Source organism: Ruegeria sp. CDSA141, from assembly GCF_059612005.1.
Genome location: NZ_JBXWPT010000004.1, coordinates 202,458 through 224,362, shown reverse-complemented (window position 1 = coordinate 224,362; position 21,905 = coordinate 202,458). Strand labels below are relative to the sequence as shown.

General features: G+C 56.1%; 18 protein-coding genes, 1 pseudogene and 1 riboswitch. Of the genes and pseudogenes, 12 read left to right on the top strand and 7 right to left on the bottom strand.

The window, feature by feature from the left end; all coding sequences use genetic code 11:
- The 7 genes and pseudogenes from AC2FLP_RS08970 to AC2FLP_RS08940 all read right to left on the bottom strand — a co-directional run bounded on the left by AC2FLP_RS08970 (position 1) and on the right by AC2FLP_RS08940 (position 6,538).
- Positions 1-777 carry an ABC transporter ATP-binding protein gene (locus AC2FLP_RS08970; RefSeq protein WP_299898064.1) on the bottom strand — a complete coding sequence of 259 codons (777 nt, stop codon included), beginning with the start codon at positions 775-777 and terminating at the stop codon, positions 1-3.
- Positions 774-1,130, bottom strand: coding sequence for a DUF1636 family protein (locus AC2FLP_RS08965; RefSeq protein WP_496682873.1), 357 nt, complete (start codon positions 1,128-1,130; stop codon positions 774-776). Before AC2FLP_RS08965 ends, AC2FLP_RS08970 begins: the two co-directional genes overlap by 4 nt.
- 98 nt (positions 1,131-1,228) lie before the next feature.
- A riboswitch (cobalamin riboswitch) is annotated at positions 1,229-1,423 on the bottom strand.
- Between the two features lie 104 nt (positions 1,424-1,527).
- Complete coding sequence (locus tag AC2FLP_RS08960; RefSeq protein ID WP_496682876.1) at positions 1,528-2,193, bottom strand: D-lyxose/D-mannose family sugar isomerase; 666 nt, start codon at positions 2,191-2,193, stop codon at positions 1,528-1,530.
- Between the two features lie 16 nt (positions 2,194-2,209).
- Entirely contained in the window at positions 2,210-3,136 is a 927-nt protein-coding gene (locus AC2FLP_RS08955; protein ID WP_496682879.1) for a carbohydrate kinase family protein, read from the bottom strand.
- A gap of 40 nt (positions 3,137-3,176) precedes the next feature.
- The gene (locus tag AC2FLP_RS08950) at positions 3,177-4,226 is read right to left on the bottom strand and encodes a glucokinase (protein WP_496683156.1); all 1,050 of its coding nucleotides are present in this window, start codon (positions 4,224-4,226) and stop codon (positions 3,177-3,179) included.
- Positions 4,203-5,504: pseudogene (locus tag AC2FLP_RS08945) on the bottom strand (GH1 family beta-glucosidase); the annotation flags it as partial. The pseudogene AC2FLP_RS08945 and the gene AC2FLP_RS08950, both read right to left, overlap by 24 nt.
- Before the next feature lie 2 nt (positions 5,505-5,506).
- On the bottom strand, positions 5,507-6,538 hold the full coding sequence (locus AC2FLP_RS08940) for a LacI family DNA-binding transcriptional regulator (RefSeq protein WP_117874029.1): 1,032 nt from the start codon (positions 6,536-6,538) through the stop codon (positions 5,507-5,509).
- Positions 6,539-6,758: 220 nt separating this feature from the next.
- Here AC2FLP_RS08940 and AC2FLP_RS08935 point away from each other — a divergent pair, with 220 nt between their 5' ends.
- The 12 genes from AC2FLP_RS08935 (at position 6,759) to AC2FLP_RS08880 (ending at position 21,893) form a co-directional block, all read left to right on the top strand.
- Positions 6,759-8,117: an ABC transporter substrate-binding protein gene (locus AC2FLP_RS08935; RefSeq protein ID WP_496682885.1), complete on the top strand. Its 1,359-nt coding sequence runs from the start codon at positions 6,759-6,761 to the stop codon at positions 8,115-8,117.
- A 55-nt stretch (positions 8,118-8,172) separates the two neighbouring features.
- Positions 8,173-9,180: a carbohydrate ABC transporter permease gene (locus tag AC2FLP_RS08930; RefSeq protein WP_496682887.1), complete on the top strand. Its 1,008-nt coding sequence runs from the start codon at positions 8,173-8,175 to the stop codon at positions 9,178-9,180.
- A gap of 3 nt (positions 9,181-9,183) precedes the next feature.
- Positions 9,184-10,332 carry a carbohydrate ABC transporter permease gene (locus AC2FLP_RS08925; RefSeq protein ID WP_117873197.1) on the top strand — a complete coding sequence of 383 codons (1,149 nt, stop codon included), beginning with the start codon at positions 9,184-9,186 and terminating at the stop codon, positions 10,330-10,332.
- Positions 10,333-10,341: 9 nt separating this feature from the next.
- Entirely contained in the window at positions 10,342-11,997 is a 1,656-nt protein-coding gene (locus AC2FLP_RS08920) for an alpha-glucosidase (protein ID WP_117873199.1), read from the top strand.
- Between the two features lie 3 nt (positions 11,998-12,000).
- A complete protein-coding gene (locus AC2FLP_RS08915) occupies positions 12,001-13,083 on the top strand; it encodes an ABC transporter ATP-binding protein (protein WP_299898082.1) in 1,083 nt (360 codons plus the stop codon).
- A gap of 71 nt (positions 13,084-13,154) precedes the next feature.
- Complete coding sequence (locus AC2FLP_RS08910; RefSeq protein WP_496682891.1) at positions 13,155-13,904, top strand: sugar phosphate isomerase/epimerase family protein; 750 nt, start codon at positions 13,155-13,157, stop codon at positions 13,902-13,904.
- Positions 13,904-14,950, top strand: a complete 1,047-nt coding sequence (locus tag AC2FLP_RS08905; RefSeq protein ID WP_496682893.1) for a LacI family transcriptional regulator — start codon at positions 13,904-13,906, stop codon at positions 14,948-14,950. Before AC2FLP_RS08910 ends, AC2FLP_RS08905 begins: the two co-directional genes overlap by 1 nt.
- A gap of 22 nt (positions 14,951-14,972) precedes the next feature.
- Complete coding sequence (locus tag AC2FLP_RS08900) at positions 14,973-15,722, top strand: basic amino acid ABC transporter substrate-binding protein (protein WP_299898088.1); 750 nt, start codon at positions 14,973-14,975, stop codon at positions 15,720-15,722.
- A gap of 64 nt (positions 15,723-15,786) precedes the next feature.
- The gene (locus tag AC2FLP_RS08895; protein WP_299898090.1) at positions 15,787-17,433 is read left to right on the top strand and encodes an amino acid ABC transporter permease; all 1,647 of its coding nucleotides are present in this window, start codon (positions 15,787-15,789) and stop codon (positions 17,431-17,433) included.
- The gene (locus AC2FLP_RS08890) at positions 17,430-19,394 is read left to right on the top strand and encodes a beta-galactosidase (protein WP_496682897.1); all 1,965 of its coding nucleotides are present in this window, start codon (positions 17,430-17,432) and stop codon (positions 19,392-19,394) included. The genes AC2FLP_RS08895 and AC2FLP_RS08890 overlap by 4 nt, the downstream gene beginning before the upstream one ends.
- A 146-nt stretch (positions 19,395-19,540) precedes the next feature.
- Positions 19,541-20,665 (top strand): extracellular solute-binding protein, encoded by a 1,125-nt coding sequence (locus AC2FLP_RS08885; protein WP_496682900.1) that lies wholly within the window; start codon positions 19,541-19,543, stop codon positions 20,663-20,665.
- A gap of 115 nt (positions 20,666-20,780) precedes the next feature.
- A complete protein-coding gene (locus AC2FLP_RS08880) occupies positions 20,781-21,893 on the top strand; it encodes an ABC transporter ATP-binding protein (protein ID WP_117873215.1) in 1,113 nt (370 codons plus the stop codon).
- Positions 21,894-21,905 lie beyond the last annotated feature (12 nt).

Here is a 21,905-nt window from a genome sequence, read left to right as displayed (position 1 = left end):
TTATGATGACAGTTTTCGTTTTCGGATATCCAGCGCCGGGATCATGCGGCCTTCGTGCTGAAAGCACAGATAATCCACACCAAATGTGTCACGTACCCGGTCTGTGGTCAGAACTTCGCTGACAGGCCCGAACCCGGTCAGGCGCGTGGCTTTCATCAACGCCACATGGCTGGCGAATTCCGGGATCATGACCAAATCATGGACGATCATGACGACCGTTACCCCCAGGTCAGCGACCAAGGACAGCATGTGCCCCTTGGCATCCGGGTCCAGATGGTTGGTTGGTTCGTCCAGAAACAACAAAGACGGATTCTGGGCCAATGCGCGAGCAATATGTGCGCGCTGACGTTCACCGCCCGACAGTTGGCTCATCGGTTTGTTTGCGAAATGCGACAGTTCGGTCGTCGTCAGCACCCGTTCAAGATCAGCTTTATGTTGAGCCGTCGATCGTTCACCCTGAATCGGGATTTGTCCCAGCGCAACATAGTCTTGCAGCCGCATCCGTCCATCGGGCGTTTCCTGCTGTCCGACCACAGCAATGGATCGGGCGCGTTGGCGGGCGGACAGAGTGCGAAGGCTTTTGCCTTGAATCCAAACATCACCCAACGCAATCCGTTCGATCCCGCATAGCAGTTTCAGCAGAGTGGTCTTACCGGCACCGTTCGGTCCGGCAATTGCCAGAATTGATCCTTCTTCCAGACGAAAGGACACGTCCTGCAACAGGATATCACCATTGAGAGCGTAGTACTCCAGATCCTCGGCAACCAGAAAACTCATGACGTCCCTCGGGATGGCAAAGCGGGTATTCGCGACAGGGTCTTTGCAAAGAGGGCAGGAGGACGGTCCGACGCGCTTGTCCAGCCATCGTCGCTGTCGCCGAACTGCGTCGCGAATTCGACCAGGGCAGCCAGGTCGTGTGATGTCTTAATGTCGCCGAACAGGTACTGCGCTTTGCCTGCGGCCTGAAATCCAACGGTCATGGCCCGTTCACAACCTGCCATGCAGGCCACCATTCGGGTTTCAAAACCGTCAGGCAACTGAGCGTCCAGTGCGTCTTGCGCGGCCTCGGCAGGCATCGTCCCCTGACATGTTGAACAGATCAGAACGTAGTGATCAGAATAGCAGGCCATTGCCATCTCCGTCGTTTGCCAGATGCAGACAGAGGGCAAATACCCATATATTACGCAAACGCGCCATCAAGCCTCCTTCGGGGACGCCCCGCCCCGGGTTGGTTTACCATGCGATGGCAGGTCTCCTGACTTGCGGGTCAAGGCTCGGCCCACCTTCCCAACCCTTTCGGATCAGTGGTACAGTGGCGTCGCTCACCGCTTACAGTTGCGGGGGCAGTCACGGACTTGGCGCATCCCTGCGCCGCACCGTATTCCCATTTTCATCCCTTGCGGAACCATCCCGATCAGCTAGTCCGGCTACGCAAGACTTGTCAAGCGGCAGACGGTGTGGGGTGGTGGAAGGATTTGCGATAGTTGAGCCGACTATCCTGTTCACGCCAGCCCGGACCGAACGGTGTCAATAGTCCGATACAAGCAGGAAATCCGGCTCTGCATCTTCTTCGACCTTTGAAAACCGCGGGATTGGCTCTTCAAAGACATTGTCCGTACGGTCGTCATTCACGGTCGAAACCTCGCCAATAAGGCAATCGCCGCGCTCCGCCCAGAAAGCGTGCCAGATGCCGGGCATCAGAGTTACACTTTGCCCCTGCTTCAGCCGCAAGTGCTCTCCGGGTTGCAAGGTTACAGGGCAGGCATCGCTGGGGACCGTCACCGGGTTGTCGCGGTCAACGCCACCGTTTGGATCCGACGCATAGATTTCCAGAACGAGGTCGCCGCCGCCCCGGTTGATGATGTCTTCTGCTTTGACGATATGTCGGTGCATCGGAGAAAGCTGATTGTCTTTCGAGATCAACAGTTTTTCCGCATAGAGCATCCCGCGCCCGGATTTCAGATCCTTCGCCTCACCATTGCGCAGAGTGAACAGAAAAAGCCCAAGTTCGTCGAAACGGCCTTGTGCGTAATCGGTTATGTCCCATCCCAGCCCGCGGTTGCGAATCGTTTCCGCCAGAGGGCTGCGCATTTGCTCTGACGTCCAATTCGCAAAGGGTGGCAACACGGCACCGAAGGACTGAATAAACGCGTGTGCCTGGGATTTGATACGGTTGATTTCAGATCGTTTCATTGTGCCATTCTAAAGATCAAAGCTCATGCGCCCAAGGCGGTTCCGCCCCGGCTCGGGATACGGTCACTGCGGCCACATCCGCGCCCAGTTCCATAGCCGTTCGCAAGTTTTCCGCAGTCAATCCGCGCAGACCTGATTTGGTCAGATGCCCTGCACGGCTGAGACCGGTCAGGACGCCAGCGTTGAACGTGTCACCTGCGCCGATTGTGTCGACTACTTCAACGGGCTTCACAGGAACCGAGACTTCTGAACCATCTGCCAAGTAACCGTGCGCCCCGTCGCTGCCACGCGTAACGATGACAGCGGTTGGACCCGCCTGCAACAGCAGAGACGCCTTCGCGGCTTCGGATTCGTTACCCGGAATGATCCAGTCCAAGTCCTCGTCTGAAACCTTGACGATATCTGCTCGTGAGACCATGCGGTTCAAACGCGTTCTAAATCGGGTTTGATCCTTGATGAAACCCGGGCGGATATTCGGATCCAGCATCACAGCCCGGTCGGAACCGTGGCGGTCCAGGATGGCGGCATAAGCATCTGCGCAAGGTTCACAGGCAAGGCTGATACCACCGAGATACAGAGCGGAAACCGCTGGAAGTTGATCGGGCAAGTCTTCGGGCAGCAACATCCGGCCCGCCGTGTTTTCATCAACAAAGCTGTAAGACGCGTGCCCATCAGAAAGCTGTACAAAGGCAAGCGTGGTCGGGCGGTCCGAGATAATCACATGCGTCGTGTCCACATGACTGGCTTTCAGGCCATCGATCAGTTGCCGTCCGAACATATCCGATGACAAACCTGTCAGCATTCCAACCGGCACGCCCAGACGCCCCATCGCAACAGCTGTGTTCAGAACTGCACCACCGGTATGTGGCACAAAACCCAGTGCACCCGACACGGTCGGTTCTGAGATCATATCTATCAGCGCTTCACCACAGCACAGGATCATGTCTTGGTCCTTCTTGGAATAGAAATTTCGGTTAGTCTGGTTACTGTCTCAGCGCGTTCTTGCAGAAGTTGTTTGCGCCGATGATCCCGAACTCTGCCTGTTCAGACACGTAGAGGTTCAGGGAACGGCGCAAATCGCTGAAGCGGCCGCCGCCGTTGAACGCATCCTTGAAGTTGTCACTGAAAAGCCAGCGGTTTTTCTCGGCAACGCCGCCCACAAGGAAAACGCCTCCCTCTGGCATCAAGGTGACCGCCAGATCACCCATCAATGCACCCAGATGAGTGGTAAAAATCTGCGCCGTTTTTTCGGCGATGAGATCGGTGCCGCTGCGGGCATCGTTCAGAATTTCTTTCGCAGAGCGCACCTGTGCCCGCGCCTGACCGGCTGCCAATTCAACGGCCTGATACAGTACCGGTAGGCCGGTTCCACTCAGGAACATTTCTGCTTCCAGAGCCAGGCTGTCCCCAAAGAAACAGCCCGGTGCGATACGACGCGCCGCTTCAAAGATATCAACTTCTTCGCGATGGCGCGGGTACAGACCCACATGCCCGCCTTCGCCGGAAACCGTATGATATCTGCCTTCTGAGTAAAGCAAGGCGCCAACGCCGAGTCCGGTTCCGGGGCCAACAACCAATCGTGTGCCTGCGGGCGGCGTTGCCTGTCCCTGCAAGACGGCAACATCCGACCGGGTTACCTCGGCTACCGACCATGCCGCGGCGGTAAAATCATTTATGACAAAGGTGCGCTGCGCTCCTGTTGCATTTGCCAACTCTGTCTCCGAGAGATCCAGGTTTGCGTTGGTCAGTTGAATAGTCCCATCCCTGACGGGCCCCGCGCCCGCAGCTACGACGGCCTGTGGATTTGTTCCGATTTCGTCTCTGAGATCATGGAACGCCTCCAACAGGTCTTCCAATGTCCCCGTCGGATGTTTCCGAAGACCTGCCAATTCGCCATTCGTGACGACGCCCAAACGTGTGTTCGTGCCACCAATATCCGCAACCAGGTTCCAATGCTCATGCACAGCCCCGAATGGTTGCGCTAACGGCTGAGAGACGTTCTGACCCTCGGACAGGGCGGATTTTAGCGCCATGAAAGACGCTTTGGGCGTTCTCCCAAGTGTTTCGAAATCCACGTCCACCAGTCCAAACCTCTTCTCGTACCCGAAGGCCCATTCGTAATTGTCCAATAGCGACCAGACAAAATAGCCATTCACCGGAACACCTTGTGTCAAAGCGTCCTGCACGGCCGCGAGGTGCCGGTCGAGATAATCGATACGATCATCGTCCTGCACGCGCGCCTCACTCGCCATACCGTTTTCGGTGATATAGATTGGCATCGCGCCCGTATAGTCTTTCGTTGTTCTGATAAGAAAGCGGGTGAGGGCAGAGGGCTCAATTTCCCATCCCATCTGCGTTTTCGGCAAAGGCCCGGGAACCTCTTGCAGGCTGGGCCAGGCGGTGTCCGCCGGGGCGATCAATTTTCGGGTATAGTAGTTCAACCCGCACCAATCGACCTGTGCTCCGATGGTTTCAAAGTCGTTCTGCCAGCCCTTGGGCAGGTGTGGCTCCAATCCCACCAAGGCTGTTTGGGGATATTCTCTTTTGAAAATCCCGGCAAGGAAGAACCGGTTATAAATCGCGTCGTAGCGATCTGCGGCAAGCCGCGCTTCCGCGCTGTCATCTGCTGGCTCGGACCATTCGAGGTTGAACACAGCGCCCAGATTGCTCATGCCAAGACTGCGCATGGCCTGAATGGCCCTGCCGTGGGCCAACAAAACGTGATGCATCGCTCGCGCAGCGGCGCGGATGTCGCGCAGACCGGGCGCATGGTGGCCTTCAAAATGACTCAGCCAACTGACACACCAGGGTTCGTTGATCGGCGCGGCGCTGAACATCCGGTCACCGATCCGACCCATGATGACCTGCGTATAATCCGCGAACCAATCCGCGACATCGCGATTGCACCACCCCCCCTGATCCGCAAGCGCTGACGGTAGTTCCCAATGATAAAGCGTCACACAGGGGCGGATACCGCGCTCCAGCAGGGCGTCCGCCAATCGGTCATAATAGTCCAGCCCCGCCTGATTGACCTGACCACGCCCTTCCGGCAATACACGTGCCCAACTTGTCGAAAAGCGATAACAGTCAAACCCGGCTTCGCGCACTAGATCGAAATCCTGCTCGAACCGGTTCAGGTGATCGCAGGCCACGTCTCCGTTTTCTCCGCGCACCACGTTGCCCGGCGACGCCGCAAAGGTATCCCAATGAGTCTGCCCCGCACCGCCCTGTGCATGGCCTTCAATCTGGTACGCAGAGGTGGCAACACCAAAGAGGAAATCTTTGGGGAAATCAGCGCGTAAGTGTTTCATGGCTACAACCTGTTGGGCGCAGGGCCGGTTGACCTGCCAACTACCAGTTCGGCCTCCAGCAATCTAGTTTTGACTGGATCATTCGGAGATTTGATGCGCTGGATCAACATGTCAGCAGCCATTTCACCTGCCTGCCGGACGGACGAGCGCGTTGCGGTGAAGATAGGTACATCCTGCCCGTTCTTCAAATAGGACAGGTCGTCGTCATGGGCGATCACTGATACATCCGCACCCATCTCAAGCCCGCTTTCGGACAGAGCGCGCCGCACACCGATGGCGGATATCATCGACGAACACAGAATCGCAGTCGGAGGGGTGTCCAGGCGCAACATGTTTTGCGTTTCGTGGTGGCCGTATACCTCTGTCATTTCAGCGCTGCGCATCAGATTTGCATCGGGCGCAAGCCCGGCCCGCCCAAGCGCCTCAAGATATCCGTCGCGGCGGCGTTGGGCGAAATCCATATCTTCCAAACCGTTGATCAGAGCGATACGGCGATGGCCAAGGTCAATCAGAAAGCGCGTGGCACGCATGAACGAGCTTTTGTTGTTCACATCGATCCAGTCATACAAAGTGTCGACGCCGGTTGAGCGTCCGTGCACGATGAATGGGACGCCCATGCGGGTCAGGACTTCGATCCGTGGTTCGTTCACTTTGGGGCCTTGCAGCACGACTCCGTCCACCGCGCCCCGCTGAAAGAGACTCCGATACGCTTCTTCAATCGAGGTGTCGTCGGCGTTGGTGAACATCATGTCATAGCCATGTTCAGCGTATTTCTTTGCGGCACCGGCGACGAAATCCCCGAAGATCGGGTTGACCATTTCATGTTGTGACGAGCTGGGAATCACGTGGCCGATTACCATGGATCGTCCGGTTGCAAGCCCTTTGGCACGACTGTTCGGCCGGTACCCATGTTTGTGCGCCGCAGCTTGAACGCGCGCACGTGTGTCCTCGCTCACTTCAGGGTACCCGTTCAACGCCCGGCTGACCGTAGTTTGCGAAAGACCCAGAACTTCGGAGAGCTGCTTCAGGTTCATTTTACGATTCAAAGCGCCTTCAATTGAGTGGTTCTTTTCTGTTTTGTGAGCAAATGCTGCTTCCGTCAACTTATTTTGCGTGGAAAGCAGAAAATATAAGTAATTTTGGCGATGGGAAGCAAAATGTTGACAGAGAGCTATTGTTAGCGGATAACACGCAATATCCAAAGCGCTTTGAAGGCGAGTCTTTGAGCGCACGATAGCTTGGGAGGAGGATTTGATGAAAAACGCGCTTTACGCAGGTGCGGCGGCACTCGCCCTGGTAGCCGGATCAGTTCAGGCGGAGGGTGAGTTGATTCACGCCGTCGGCGAGGGCAGTTTTGACTGGGATGGGTTTCAGGCCTTTGCCGAAGCAAATGACCTGTCCGGCGAAAGCCTGACTATTTTCGGCCCCTGGCTGGCTGGCGAGGGCAAGTCTTTCGAGAACCTTGTGGCCTATTTCGACGAAGCAACAGGTGCGAATTCCAGCTATGTGGGCTCGGACTCTCTGGAACAGCAAATCCTGATTGATGCAGCCGCAGGTTCCGCGCCGAACCTGACTGTTTTCCCGCAGCCCGGTCTGGCGGCAAACCTCGCCAAGCAGGGGTATCTGACACCTTTGGCCGAGGGCTCGGCGGACTGGATAAAGGAAAACTTTGCTGCCGGTCAGTCCTGGGTGGATCTGGGAACGTTTCAAAACGCCGACGGAGTAGACGATTTCTACGGTTTCTTCTTCAATGTGAACGTCAAGTCTCTGGTCTGGTACGTGCCCGAAAACTTCGAAGACTTTGGGTATGAAGTGCCCGAAACCATGGAAGAGTTCAAAGCTCTGATGGATCAGATGGTCGAAGACGGTGAAACGCCCCTATGCGTCGGTCTGGCTTCGGGTGGCGCAACGGGTTGGCCCGCAACGGACTGGGTCGAAGACCTTATGCTGCGCACGCAACCACCAGAAGTCTATGACCAATGGGTTTCCAACGAGATCAAGTTCGATGATCCCCGCGTCATCGCTGCGATTGAGGAATATGGCAGCTTTACCCGCAATGACGAATATGTGGTTGGTAATGCAGACGACACGGCGGCAATTGACTTCCGGGACAGCCCCAAGGGTCTATTCGATAGCCCGCCGGCTTGCATGATGCATCGGCAAGCGTCGTTTATTCCCGCCTATTTCCCTGAAGGCACGGAATTGGGGGTGGACGCTGACTTCTTCTATTTCCCGGCTTACGCCGAAAAAGACCTGGGCACACCAGTGCTCGGGGCAGGGACACTGTTCACGATCACGAACCCGAACCCGGCCACCGAAGCATTCATGGAGTTCCTGAAGACGCCATTCGCTCATGAGATCATGATGTCGCAGGATGGCTTCCTGACGCCCCACCTGGATGCAGACCCCGAGAACTACTCGAATGATTCACAGCGCGGACAGGGTGAAATCCTGACCAACGCAACGACCTTCCGCTTTGACGGGTCTGACCTGATGCCGGGTGCGGTTGGGGCAGGTACTTTTTGGACGGGGATGGTCGATTACTCTTCGGGTGCAAAAGGTGCAGCCACCGTGGCACGTGAAATCCAGGCATCCTGGGACGCAGCCAAGTGACCAACTCATGGGGCGGTCCTAGGGCCGCCCCACTTGCCAAACGGATGGGCGCACCATGACACCCGCACTTCAAGGCCTGCTGACGATCGCTATCGGCGTGTCGGGTTGCGTAGGCTACTTCTACTTTTCCAACCAGTTTCTGGACAAAATCCTGTTTCCGCCGCGTGGTCCGAATGCGGGCCGAAACATCAACCGCGCGAACTTGATCCGTCCATGGTTGTTCCTGTTCCCGGCGCTTGCTGCGCTGGGGCTTTATCTGGCGTATCCGGTGGTTGAAACCTTGCGCCTTTCGCTTACGGAACGTGTGCCCGGTGGCGGATACCGATGGGTTGGCCTGGAAAACTATACCCAAATGGCGGCTGAGCCGAAGTTTTGGGAAGCCATGCGCAACAACATGTTCTGGTTGATTGTCGTACCAGCCATGTCAACGGCTTTTGGTCTTCTCGTGGCGCAACTGACTGACCGCATCCGCTGGGGCAACTTTGCCAAGTCCTTGATCTTCATGCCGATGGCCATTTCGTTTGTTGGTGCATCGGTGATCTGGAAACTGGTTTATGACGCGCGAACAGCTGAACAAGACCAGATAGGAATCCTGAACGCGCTGTACATCTTCTTCGGCGGCACCGAACCCAACACGTGGTTAACAATTCCCTTCTGGAACAGTTTCTTTCTGATGGTTGTCCTGATCTGGATTCAGACGGGTTTCGCCATGGTCATTCTGTCGGCGGCCTTGCGCGGTATTCCCGAAGAAACCATCGAGGCGGCCATTTTGGATGGGGCCAATCCCTTTCAGATCTTCTTCAAGATCAAGGTGCCGCAGATCAAAACCACAATCCTTGTTGTTTGGACGACGATCACGATCACCGTTCTCAAAGTGTTCGACATCGTCTTTGCCATGACCAACGGCCAGTGGGAGACGCAGGTGCTGGCAAACTACATGTATGACAAGCTTTTCCGCGCCAATGACTGGGGCGTCGGGTCGGCCTCGGCCATGGTGATCATGTTGCTTGTTGCGCCGATCCTCGTCTGGAACGTGCGCAATGCACGCAAGGAGATGGAGTAAGCCATGAGCGATATCGCAGGAACGAAACCCGCGCTCAGATGGGTGGTGCATCTGTCAGTCGTCTTTCTTGTGGCCCTTTGGGTCATCCCCACGCTTGGCTTGCTGATTTCGTCCTTTCGGACGGCAGATCAGATATCGTCCAGCGGCTGGTGGCGGTCGCTGTTCCCCTCCGAACAAAACCTGACCCTTCGCAGTGCCGCACCGGAGACGCAGGTGCTGGAAAACGGAGTGTATGTCATTCAGGGGGCGTTGTTCGGCGAAGATGAGCAAGCAACGATTTCCAGATGGGGTATCAGTTCGCGCGAGGTAGATGCGTTTGAGCCGGGCCAAACAGCAAAACTGCGGCGAGGTGGCACGATCACGGTGGATGCGGTTGGCAACTACCGGATGGAGAACACCGAAGAGTTCACAGGTGATCGCGGCGCACGCATCTTTGTTACGGCCGAATTGCCGCCCGAGTTCACTTTAAAAAATTACCAAAAGGTTCTTCTGGATCAAAGCAGTACAGACAGCATGGCCAAGGCGTTCTTCAACACGCTGACAGTGACTATCCCAGCGACCATAATCCCGATTCTGGTTGCCGCCTTTGCAGCTTATGCGCTGGCGTGGATGGATTTCCCCGGACGGGCCTTGCTGATCGCGGCCGTTGTTGGCCTTTTGGTCGTGCCGCTTCAATTGGCCTTGATCCCGTTGCTGAAATTTCACCTCAATATCGGGATCGGTAAAGGATACCTGGGCGTCTGGCTTGCGCATACAGGGTTTGGGATGCCCCTGGCGATTTACCTGCTGCGTAATTACATGGCTGGATTGCCGCGTGATCTGATCGAAAACGCCCGCGTCGACGGCGCCACCGAGTTTCAGATCTTTACCAAACTGATCCTGCCACTCAGCTTCCCGGCGCTGGCGTCTTTCGCGATCTTCCAGTTCCTGTGGACATGGAATGACCTGCTTGTTGCCAAGGTTTTCCTGATCGACGCGACCGGCCAGACAACCGTGATGACGAACCGCATCGTCGAGTTGCTGGGTACACGTGGCGGCAATTGGGAAATCCTTGCGACCGCTGCCTTTGTCTCGATCTTCGTGCCGCTGGTCGTCTTCTTCGCAATGCAAAAATACCTGGTCCGCGGCCTGTTGGCCGGATCTGTCAAATAGAGGCGTCTGATGAACGTGCAGAACAACCTTGAACAATGCAAAGCAACGAAACTGTCTTCGGACTGGTGGCGCGGGGGGGTGATCTATCAGATCTACCCACGCAGTTTTCAGGACAGCAACGGCGATGGGATCGGCGATCTGAAGGGCATCACTGCGCGACTGGACTACATCGCCTCTCTGGGCGTTGATGCAATCTGGATCTCGCCGTTTTTCAAATCGCCGATGAAGGATTTTGGCTACGATGTCAGCGATTACCGCGATGTCGATCCCATGTTCGGGTCGCTGGCGGATTTCAAAGAGCTTCTGGATCAGGCCCATGCGAAGGGTCTGAGGATCATGATTGATCTGGTTCTGTCGCATACATCAGATCAGCACCCTTGGTTCAGCGAAAGCCGCAGCAGTCGAGAGAACCCGAAATCCGACTGGTATGTTTGGGCGGACCCCAAACCGGATGGCACGCCTCCGAACAACTGGCTTTCGATCTTCGGCGGCTCGGCCTGGCAATGGGATGCCCGACGCCTGCAATATTATCTGCACAACTTCCTGACATCGCAGCCGGATCTGAATTTCCACTGTCCGGCTGTTCAGGATGCGTTGCTGGACGTGGCGCGGTTCTGGCTTGATCTGGGTGTGGATGGTTTTCGGCTGGATACCATCAATTTCTATTTCCACGACAAGGCGCTGCGCGACAATCCCGCGCTGCCGATGGATCAACGCAACGCCACGATCGCACCGGCAGTGAATCCTTACAACCATCAGGATCACCTATTTTCAAAAAGCCAGCCCGAGAACATCGCCTTCCTCGAACGACTGCGGGCTTTGACGGACGAATATGAAGGCCGAGCTTGCCTGGGCGAGGTCGGAGATGCGCAGCGCGGGCTCGAGGTCATGGGCGAGTACACATCTGGGGATAAACGGATGCACATGTGCTATGCCTTCGAATTCCTGGAAAACCGCGCATTGACAGCCGCTTACACCAGGCACGTTTTTGATCAGTTAGAGGCGAAGGCAGGGGACGCGTGGCCATGTTGGGCGTTTTCCAACCACGACGTGCAGCGTCACGTCTCGCGCTGGAATTTGGACGACGCCGCGGCCCGCCAGCACGCGGTTCTGATGATGTGCCTGCGCGGCTCTGCCTGCCTCTATCAGGGCGAGGAGCTGGGCCTGCACGAAGCGGATGTGCCGTTCGAGAAACTGCAAGACCCTTATGGCATCGAGTTCTGGCCCGAATACAAGGGCCGCGACGGCTGCCGCACACCGATGGTTTGGGCGGCACAAGATGAACAATCGGGTTTCAGCACCGCAGAACCCTGGCTGCCGGTTAGCGCACAGCAGGCCGGGCACGCGGTAGACCGATTGGAGGCGGATCCACATTCGATGTTGAATCACTACCGTCGCGCCATTGCCTTGCGGCATGCGCATCCTGCTTTGGCAATGGGGGCGCAGACCGGGATGACAGAAACGGGTTCGGTTCTGTCTTTTGTACGTGAGGATTCACATGAGCAGATATTCTGTGCGTTCAATCTTGGTGCAGACACTGCCGAGTTCAAACTGCCCGAAGGCGGTTGGCAGGTCATGGGTCAGGACTTGGGCGGTATTGAGGGAAGCGGCAACGTTATCCTGAACGCGGCGCAGTTCATCCTGATGTTTAGGAAAAAGGGATAACGAATGTCTGAACTCAACCTTACAGATGTCGCCAAGTCCTATGGCCCTGTCGATGTTTTGAAGAACATCAATCTCGACATTGAACAGGGCGAACTGATCGTTTTTGTTGGTCCTTCCGGATGTGGCAAGTCCACCCTGTTGCGGATGATCGCTGGGCTGGAGAAGATTACAGGCGGCACGCTGGAAATCGAAGGGCAGGTTATGAACGATGTTCCGCCTGCACAGCGGGGCATCGCGATGGTGTTCCAAAGCTACGCCTTGTATCCCCACATGACCGTTCGCGAAAACATGGCCTTTGCCCTGAAAATTGCAAAAATGCCCGCAGCCGAGATTGATGCTGCCGTAGATCGTGCCGCTCAAATCCTTCAGCTGGAACCATTCCTGGACCGCCTGCCAAAAGCTCTTTCCGGGGGCCAACGTCAACGGGTTGCCATCGGGCGCGCGATTGTACGTGACCCAAAGGTGTATCTGTTCGACGAACCCCTCTCAAACCTCGACGCAGCACTTCGGGTGGCCACACGGATTGAGATCGCGCGCCTGAAAGAGGCTATGCCTGAAAGCACCATGATCTACGTGACCCACGATCAGGTCGAGGCCATGACTCTGGCCAGTCGGATCGTGGTTTTGGCCGACAAGGGCATCGCGCAGGTCGGGACACCGCTCGAGCTTTATGAAACTCCAGACAACGAGTTTGTTGCGCAGTTCATCGGGTCGCCCTCCATGAACCTGCTGTCCGGCACAATCACTGGAACCGGCGAAACGACAACCGTTGAACTGTCATCAGGCGGGATTGCAAAGTCCGGGGTTCCAACTGAAGACAGTGACCTGGGTAAAAAGGTTAATATCGGGGTGCGTCCCGAAGACTTGGTCACGACAAAGGAAACCGCGATTCTGTCCGGGAAAGTGGATTTTACCGAAGCCCTAGGCGAAGTCACGTTGCTGTATTTTGAGCAAGCCGATGGTGCGGATGCGGTGATTGCGAAACTGCCGGGGATTCAGCGAAACCTGCGTGGCCAGACAGTCTCGCTGACCGCCGCACCGGATAAGGTGCATCTGTTCCACAACGGATTATCCATGCGCAATTAGCAACGAAATGCAGTTCTTGACAGAGTTGCATTTTGTGTTTCACCATATTTGAAACGTTTCAATGGTGAAGAATGAGGGTATCAGCGCAGCTTTACACGATCCGGCAATGCGGGTACCTCACGGACCAACTGAAGTTGGTTTCCGTTTGTGGGTTTTCGGATATCGAAACCACCGGGCTGCATGACATGACACCGCAAGAGATGGCACGCATCGTCCATCAATCAGGTCTTAACCTTCGTTCTGCACATTTCGATTGGGAGGAGTTCAACGAGCGTTTCGACGACATCGTTGAAGTACTGCATCTTTTGGAATGCCAGGTGGCGGTCATGCCTTGGCTGGCGCCACAGGCGCGGCCCGGCACTGTCGAGGGATGGAAGCCAGTGTCGGGCCAGTTGTCCGATTGGGCAGATCGACTGAGGGATCACGGCATCCGTCTAGCCTACCACAACCACGACTTTGATCTGAATGGCGAGCCGGGTGAAACGCCTCTTGATCAGATTCTCGCGCAGGGAAACATCTATTGGCAGCCTGATATCGGTTGGCTCGTTGCGGCGGGTCAGTGCCCAGCTGATTTGATCACGCGTCACGCGACACGCATCCTGTCTGTCCACGCAAAGGACGTGGACCCGCAGGGCGGATCAGGTGACGGGCGTTGGCGTGATCTGGGTGAGGGTGTTGTTGATTGGGACGCCACGTTACGAGCCCTTCAAAGGACCAAGTGCACCGACCTTTTTGTCGAGCATGATGAAACCGAAGATCACAAGCGTACTTTGCAAACAGGCCGGTCGTTTTTGATTGAACAGCTTGAGGGTATCGGCTGATGGCGCGGGCAACGATCAAATCGATTGCCAAAAAAACCGGCTATTCAATCGGAACAGTGTCAAACGCCCTGCGCGGAGCCTCTTCGGTAAAGCGCGAAACGCGGGACGAAATTCAGAAGGCGGCTTCCGAGCTTGAGTACCGGGTCAATCTGGATGGCCTGAAACTGCGCACCAATAAATCCTACAGGATTGCGGTATTGGTCAGCGTTTCAGACAACGCCGCTGATGAGTGGGAGGGTGTGGAGTTTACGAGGATCTTGGCCGGAATATCCGACGCGGTTCAGGGATCTCGCTATCAGTTGAGCGTCTTCAGCATACGAGATGGCGACGCCGCGCTGCGGACCCTTCACTCTATTGTGCAGGAAGGGTTGGCAGATGGGGTGATCTTTTCCGGAACACGGGTGAATGACCAGCGTATCGCCTATCTGCAAGATAAAGGTTTTCCGTTTGTCACATACGGCATGAGCGACAGTGTCGAACCGCATCCCTACGTGGATCTCGACAGTCAGGCTGCTGCTTTTGATGCGACGGCTCGGCTGCTGGCATTGGGGCACAAGCGGATTGCGCTTATCAACCCGCCGGATGACCTGATCTATGCGCACCAGCGTCGCCAGGGATATTCAGATGCTCTGTCGGCAGGTGGCATAGAGTTTGACCCGGCACTTGTTTTCCCCGGCCCGACCACCGCGAAAATCGGGCAAAGGGCCTTTGCGGCGCTCATGCGAATGCGCAACCGACCAAGCGCCATTATTTGCGCCAACGAGGCGATGACCCTTGGCGCCTTGTCCGGAGCCGCCGATATGGGTGTTCAAGTCGGCAGGGATGTCGTCCTAATTTCAAACGACGACCTGAAACTCAGCCAGTATTTCGTCCCCCCGCCCAGCACCTACTATTTGCCGATTGGCGAGACCAGCCGCCTGCTGGGTGAATTCATGCTAAAAGCACTGGACGGCGTTAATCCGTCCGAAACTCAAAAAAAGATCAGGGCCACATTGATCGAGCGACAACCTGACACCCTGGCGCCGGGTACGGCGCAGACCAACTGAGCCAACAGAGGAGAAACCGAACATGTTCAAAAACCTATTAGCCGCTGCAACGCTTGCAATGCTGACAGCGCCGGCGGCTTTTGCCGCCGATCTGGAAGGTCGCGTACTCAAGATCGGAACGGATGCAACCTACCCCCCGATGGAAACCGTCGACGAAACAACCGGTGAAATCGTAGGCTTTGATGTCGATGTGATGAATGCAATCTGCGAAAAGATCAATTGCGTTCCGAATTTCGTAAACACCGCCTGGGACGGCATCTTTGCGGCGCTTCAGCAGGGTGAATTCGATCTGGTCATCTCGGGCGTATCGATCACGCCCGAGCGTGAAGAGACTATGGACTTTTCCGAACCTTACATCGTTGTCAGTCAGGCCATTTTGCTGCAGGTCGACAACGCGGATATGACGCTTGAGGATTTCAAAGCGGGTGGCCAGAAACTGGCGGCACAAACCGCGACGACCAATGCCCAGCTGGCGGAAGAGCTTGTGGGGCGCGAGAATGTCAGCCTCTACGACAACTTTTCGGCGGCTATTCTGGCGCTGCAGAACGCAGACGTGCAAGGGGTGATCATTGATGGTACGTCCGCCGCTGCCTACGAGCAGGAGTTTGCCGGAGAGCTGACCGTAGGCATCACAGGCCTGCAATCGGATCCATTGGGTATCGTGTTTCAGGAAGGTGACCCGACGGTGGATGCAATTGATGCCGGTCTCGCAGCCATTCAGGAAGACGGCACGCTGGACACGCTGAAAGCCAAATACTGGGGCACAAACTGATCCTTCAAGCCCTTTTGGGCCCGGCGGCTGAGGTTGCCGGGCCATGTTTCAGCGGAGAAGTAACATGTCGCGTCTCAGCACGATCCGCCCGAGCAATCTTGTGTTGCTCGCAGCCGCTCCCTTCATCTTCTATCTATTCGCTACGTCTTCGAAATACCTGCGATCTTTGATTGCAATTCTGGGGATCGGCAACAATGCAGGGCCTGTTTTCGTCGGCTTTCTGCTGATCGTCTCGGTTGCAATCCTGGGATATCTCTGCGCTCGGTATGCACGTTTTACAAATCATGCTCCGGGCTGGTTGCGCGTTTCCGCCTTAGCGGCGCTGCCCGCATCAATTGCGCTTTTGGTCTCAAGCTTCGTATCTCCACAGCTTTTGATGCCCTTCGTGGAATCCGTTTTCTTTCACTCGCTCAGCGAGAACACATCAACCCTTATCGACAGGTCCAGTCAGGCGTGGGTGTTGTATCCCGAAGTCGTGACCCAGGTTCAAACAGGTCTGCAAGTTCTTCTGGCAGTATACGCAGCCGTTGTCGCCTTGTGTCTGCTGTCGGCGCGGTTGCAACCCCCTTGGCGCTGGCGCGTTCTACTGGGGCTGGAATGCCTTACAGGTGCGGTTTTGTTTTATCTGATGTTCATGGCCCACTGGCAGTTCGCCACAGGCGTAGCCATTACATTCCGCGCAGCCATCTTCGCCTATATCTTCTCGGCCATTCTGGGCCTGATCTGGGTGGGGCTGCAGTCGTTCAAACCAAAGGCACGTACCACGATCCTGTATGGCTCGATCAGCCTGACATTGCTTGCAATATCAGCCTTTTTCTTCATGCAGCCGCAGGTCAGTTACGTTCTGGTCGGAAGCACCGAAGGGCGCATCGCCATTGTACGTGGCACGCCACAGGCGCAGGCTGATGTCATCCGGTTCGGCGAGTTCGAAGGTGCCGGCGACCAGCAATACCGCATACGCAGTGCCACTGATCCTGTCGCGGCTTTGGAGCAGATAGAAACCGTCGACAGCGTGTCCGGAGCCTTTGTGCCAGTAGACGCTCACACACAAGGCTATCCGGTTCTATGGCAGTCAGTTTTCTTGCCTGACAAATACAGAAATCCCGCGCTGGCCTTCGCCGTTTTTGGCTTTTTGCTACTCACGCTGACCATCGGCGGCGCACAGCACAAGCTGCATCCTTTGGCGGTCGGGGCTGAATTCTTTGTGGACACGATACGCGGCATTCCGATGCTGGTGATCATCCTTTATATCGGTCTGCCTTTGGCGGGCGCGGTCAAGGATGCCACTGGGGGCGGCATTGATATGACCAACATGACACGCGGGATCATTGCGATTTCGGTCGGGTACTCGGCCTATATGGCCGAAATATTCCGATCGGGGATTGAGGCTATTCCCAAAGGGCAATTGGAAGCGGGCAGTTCCCTGGGTTTGTCCCGCTGGCAGACAGCGCGGTTGATCGTGTTGCCTCAGGCCTTGCGTATCGTAACCCCACCTCTGGGAAATGAGTTTATCGCGATGATCAAGGACACCTCGTTGCTGTCCATCCTGTCCGTCCGCGACATGACCCAAAGGATGCGAGAGTTTCAGGCAGCAAGCTTTCTGCCATTTGCGCCGTTCAACACGGCGGCAATTCTGTACGTGGTACTCACCCTCGGTTGCGCAAGCTTCCTGAAATGGATCGAACGGCGCACGGCAAAGGATAGCAGATGAGCAAACTGGAGCTTGGGGTTTGCTACTATCCCGAACAATGGGACCCGTCCCAGTGGCGCAGTGACGCCGCGCGGATGGCCGAGATGGGTTTGGATTGGGTTCGGATCGCCGAGTTCACCTGGGGTCTGGTTGAACCGGCACGCGGTCAGTTTCGCTGGGACTGGCTGGATGAAGTCATTGAGGTTCTGGGGCAGGCCGACCTGCGGGTCATGATGTCGACGCCAACGGCTGCACCTCCCAAATGGCTGATTGATGAGCACCCCGAAATCCTGCCGGTTGGCCCGGACGGTGGGGTCAGAGGGTATGGGTCGCGCAGACATTATTGCTTTTCCAGTGACGTATATCTGGCCGAGGCGCACAGAATCGCGACGGAATATGCCGCCAGATATGGCCAGAACCCTCATGTCCATGCCTGGCAGATCGACAATGAGTACAACGACCACGACACAGCTCTCAGCTATTCTGATGCTGCACGGGCAGGCTTTCGGCGCTGGCTGGCACAACGATACGGCACGATCGACGCACTGAACGAGACCTGGGGGACCGTGTTTTGGGGGACCTGCTATTCCGGCTTTGACCAGATTGAACTGCCCAACGGTTTGGTCGCCACACCCAACCCCACTCATGCGCTGGATTTCATGCGCTATTCCTCGGATCGGGTACGGCTGTTCAACAAGACACAGGTGGATGTGCTGCGAAAACACGCGCCGGGTCGCGATATCACGCACAACTTCATGGCCGGCAGTTTCGAGTTCGATCACCACGCAGTGGCCGCGGATCTGGATGTCGTCGGCTTTGACAGCTACCCGCTGGGCAATCTGATGGGCTCAACCCTGTCAGAGAAAGAAAAGCGCCGCTATCTGCGGACCGGTGCGCCAGACTATCAGGGGTTTCATTGCGATTTGTATCGCAGTCAGGGGCAGGGTCGGATGTGGGTGCTGGAACAGCAACCGGGGCCGGTGGACTGGGCGGCTCAGAATCCTTCTCCGGCAGAGGGAATGGTTCGGCTTTGGACGTGGGCAGCTTATGCCCATGGCGCGCAAGCTGTGATGTTCTTTCGATGGCGACAAGCAAAGTTCGCGCAGGAACAATACCATACAGCTTTGCTGCGCTCGGATGGTAGTGCCGATCAAGCCGCTCTTGAGCTGGTTCAGGTTGTGAAAGATTGCGAAAACTTGCCGCCGACGACGCGCAGGAAAGCCTCGGTGGCGATGATGCTGGATTACGCTTCGATCTGGGCGGCCGATATCCTGCCGCATGATGATCACTTTCCCAATTCCCATATCTTTCGCGAATGGTACACTGCCTTGCGCAGTCTGGGGGTGGACATTGATTTTGTGGGGCCCGAGGATGGCCTGGACGGTTACGCCCTGATCGTACTTCCGCAAAGCATGATTGTGACCTCGGATCTGGCCGCAAGACTTGATGCTTCCGGGGCAAAGCTTTTGATTGGCGCCCGGTCCGGCAGCAAAACGCCGCAAATGCACACCCCTTCAAATCTGGCCCCGGGTGCGCTGGCAAACTTGACCGGCGTTCGTATTGCCCGCGTCGAATCGCTTCCTGATATCGCGCGGGAATCCGTACAACTGCAAAACGGTCAGCTCTTTGACTTTAGTGGGTGGCGCGAAATCGTCGAGACTGAGGAAAATGTCCTGGCCCGCTTCAAAAGTGCCTACTGTGACGCCAGCCCAGCGGTCATCCGGTCAGATCGCGCAACATATCTGGCCATGGTCCCCAGCGGTGCGCTCTTGCGGGTGATTATGCGGGATGTCCTGGAATGGGCGGGGCTGAAGCCTCTGGACTGCGATCCCGACATGCGCTTAACCCGGCGCGATACGTTGCATTTTGCCTTCAATTTTGGTGACATGTCCAAACCCCTGCCTGAGGGTGGAGCGCGACGCATGCTGATTGGCTCTGATCCGGTCGGTGCGCACGATTTCACTGTTTGGCAGGAAAACTAACGCCCTGAAATTCAACCAAAACGTGTCAAGAATCAAAACTGGACATAAGAATTCCGCAAACTGTCACTTTTGGACTGACGAACGGGCACAGAAAGTCCTATGAATAAAAAACAATAACGAACTAATCCAACAACGGGAGAACACTTATGACTAAACATTCGACTCTTTCGAGACGCTCTGTGCTGAAAAGCGCGGGCGCCGCGGCACTTGCGGCACCCCTGTACAGCAAGAGCGCTCTGGCTTCGTCGGGCGAAATCAACATTCTAATGTGGTCGGATTATCTACCGCCCAGCTTCATCGAAGAGTTTGAGACCCTTACGGGAATCAAAGTGAACTACACCGGTATTGGCTCGAATGAAGAAATCATCAACAAGATGAAGGCCACCAAAGGTCAGGGCTTTGATATTGTTTCACCGACCAACAACCGCTCGCTTCAGTGGGAGCCGTTGGAGCTGTTGCAGCCTTTTGACATGAACAAGGTTCCGATCGATCTGGTGAACCCTGCCATGGCCAAGATTGGCACCGACGCTTGGGACTTTGGTGGTTCCGGTGCGCACTGGCTGCCGCATATCTGGGGTACAGAAGGCATCGCATATCGTACTGACTTGTGGCTGCCGGAAGGTGACGCTCCGTCGTATGGCGATGTGTGGTCGGAAGCGAACGCTGGCAAAACCATGGGCCGCGCGCATTCGATGATGCTGGGTGCAGGTCTTTACATGGAACGCGCTGGCGAGATGGAGCCGGGTTCGGTCTGGGCCGCGTACGGTGATGAAGACACCATGCGCAAGGTTTGGGGCCAGATCACCGACTGGTGCGTCGCCCGCAAGGATCGCATCAAGCTTATCTGGAACGACGCCGATACACAGAAAAACGGCCTGTTGAATGAAGGCGTTATTGTAGGTCAAACTTGGGACGGCCCGCCACTTGCACTGAAGTCCGCAGGCGAGCCAGTGCATTATCAGGCACCTGTCGAAGGTGCGATGGCTTGGGTGGATGGTTTATCTATGCCGACTGGTGCTGCGAATATCGACCAGGTTTACGCCTTCATCGACTTCGCCTATCAGGCCAAGCCTGCCGGTGTTGCCATTGACAGCCACGGCTACAACTCGCCGGTGCTGGGTGCTGACCAATATTCCGGCGACACCTACAAGAAGAACTTTGCCGAAGCCTATCCGGGCGACTCGCTGGCCAACCTCAATCCGTGGCCGGCCGAAGCGCCTTGGTACGCCGAAACCCGGACCGAGTTCGTCAACAAATTCAAGAGCGCTTAAGCGTTCCGAATCTTCGCCCTCCGCTTTTGGCGGGGGGCCCCTTCTGCGCGCCGTCCCGGCGTGACGGACACTAATATGGTGTGGTGAAAACACGCACTTCAGGGAGAAACCAAAAATGAGTGCAGGGGTCGGAGTCGATCTGGAAAACCTGTGGATCCGTTTCGGTGACTTCGTCGCCGTGCGCGATGCAAACGTCAACATCAACGGAGGCGATTTCTTTTCGTTCCTCGGGCCATCCGGCTGCGGTAAAACAACCATACTAAGGGCTGTTTCGGGCTTTCTTGAACCGAGCGAAGGCAATGTTCTGATTGGCGGCAACAATATGCGCGGTATCGGGCCCAACAAGCGTCCGACAGCGCTGATCTTTCAGAATCTCGCTTTGTTCCCGCTGATGAAAGTCTGGGAAAACATTACGTTTTCCATGGAAATCAAAGGGGCCAGTGCTGCCGAGCGCCGCAGGCGTGCCGATGAGCTTCTGGACATGATTGCGTTGCCGGGGCAGGGAGACAAGCTGCCAAGCGAATTGTCGGGCGGTCAGCGTCAGCGTGTGGCGATCGCTCGCGCTCTGTGCGCGGAACCGGACGTGCTGTTGCTGGATGAACCTCTTTCGGCGCTTGACCTGAAACTGCGCCAGCACATGCGGACCGAACTCCGTGAGATTCAGCAACGGGTCGGTATTACCTTTATCTACATCACGCACGATCAAGGCGAAGCGCTGACGATGTCAGACAATATCGCCGTCATGCGCGCCGGCGTGATTGACCAGATTGCCGACGGAAAAACGATCTATAACGATCCCAACACGGCTTTTGCTGCCTCTTTTGTTGGCGAAAACAATGTGTTCCGAGGAAAAGTCAAACAGGTGATGGGCACCGAAGCTTTGATCTCGACCAACCGCTCGGGTGATCTGGTGGCACGGATCTCAACTGCCAATCAGGGCAAGATGAAAGAAGGCGACGACGCGATGATGTTCATCCGACCCGAAGCCTTCGCCATTGCTCCTGAAGGGGCAACGGGAGATCATTTTGTAACTGCCCGGGTTAACCATGAAGAGTTCGAAGGAAACGCATTCAATATCTTTACCGAGGGTGAAGGCGGCAAGGAAATCAAGGTCTCGATCCCCAACCACGGGCAATCTTTCGACGATCACACCGGGCAGAACATCACGCTGGAATACGAAACGCACAATGCCGTCGTTGTTCCTGCCGGTGAACTGGCCGCAGAATAAGGGGATAAACTC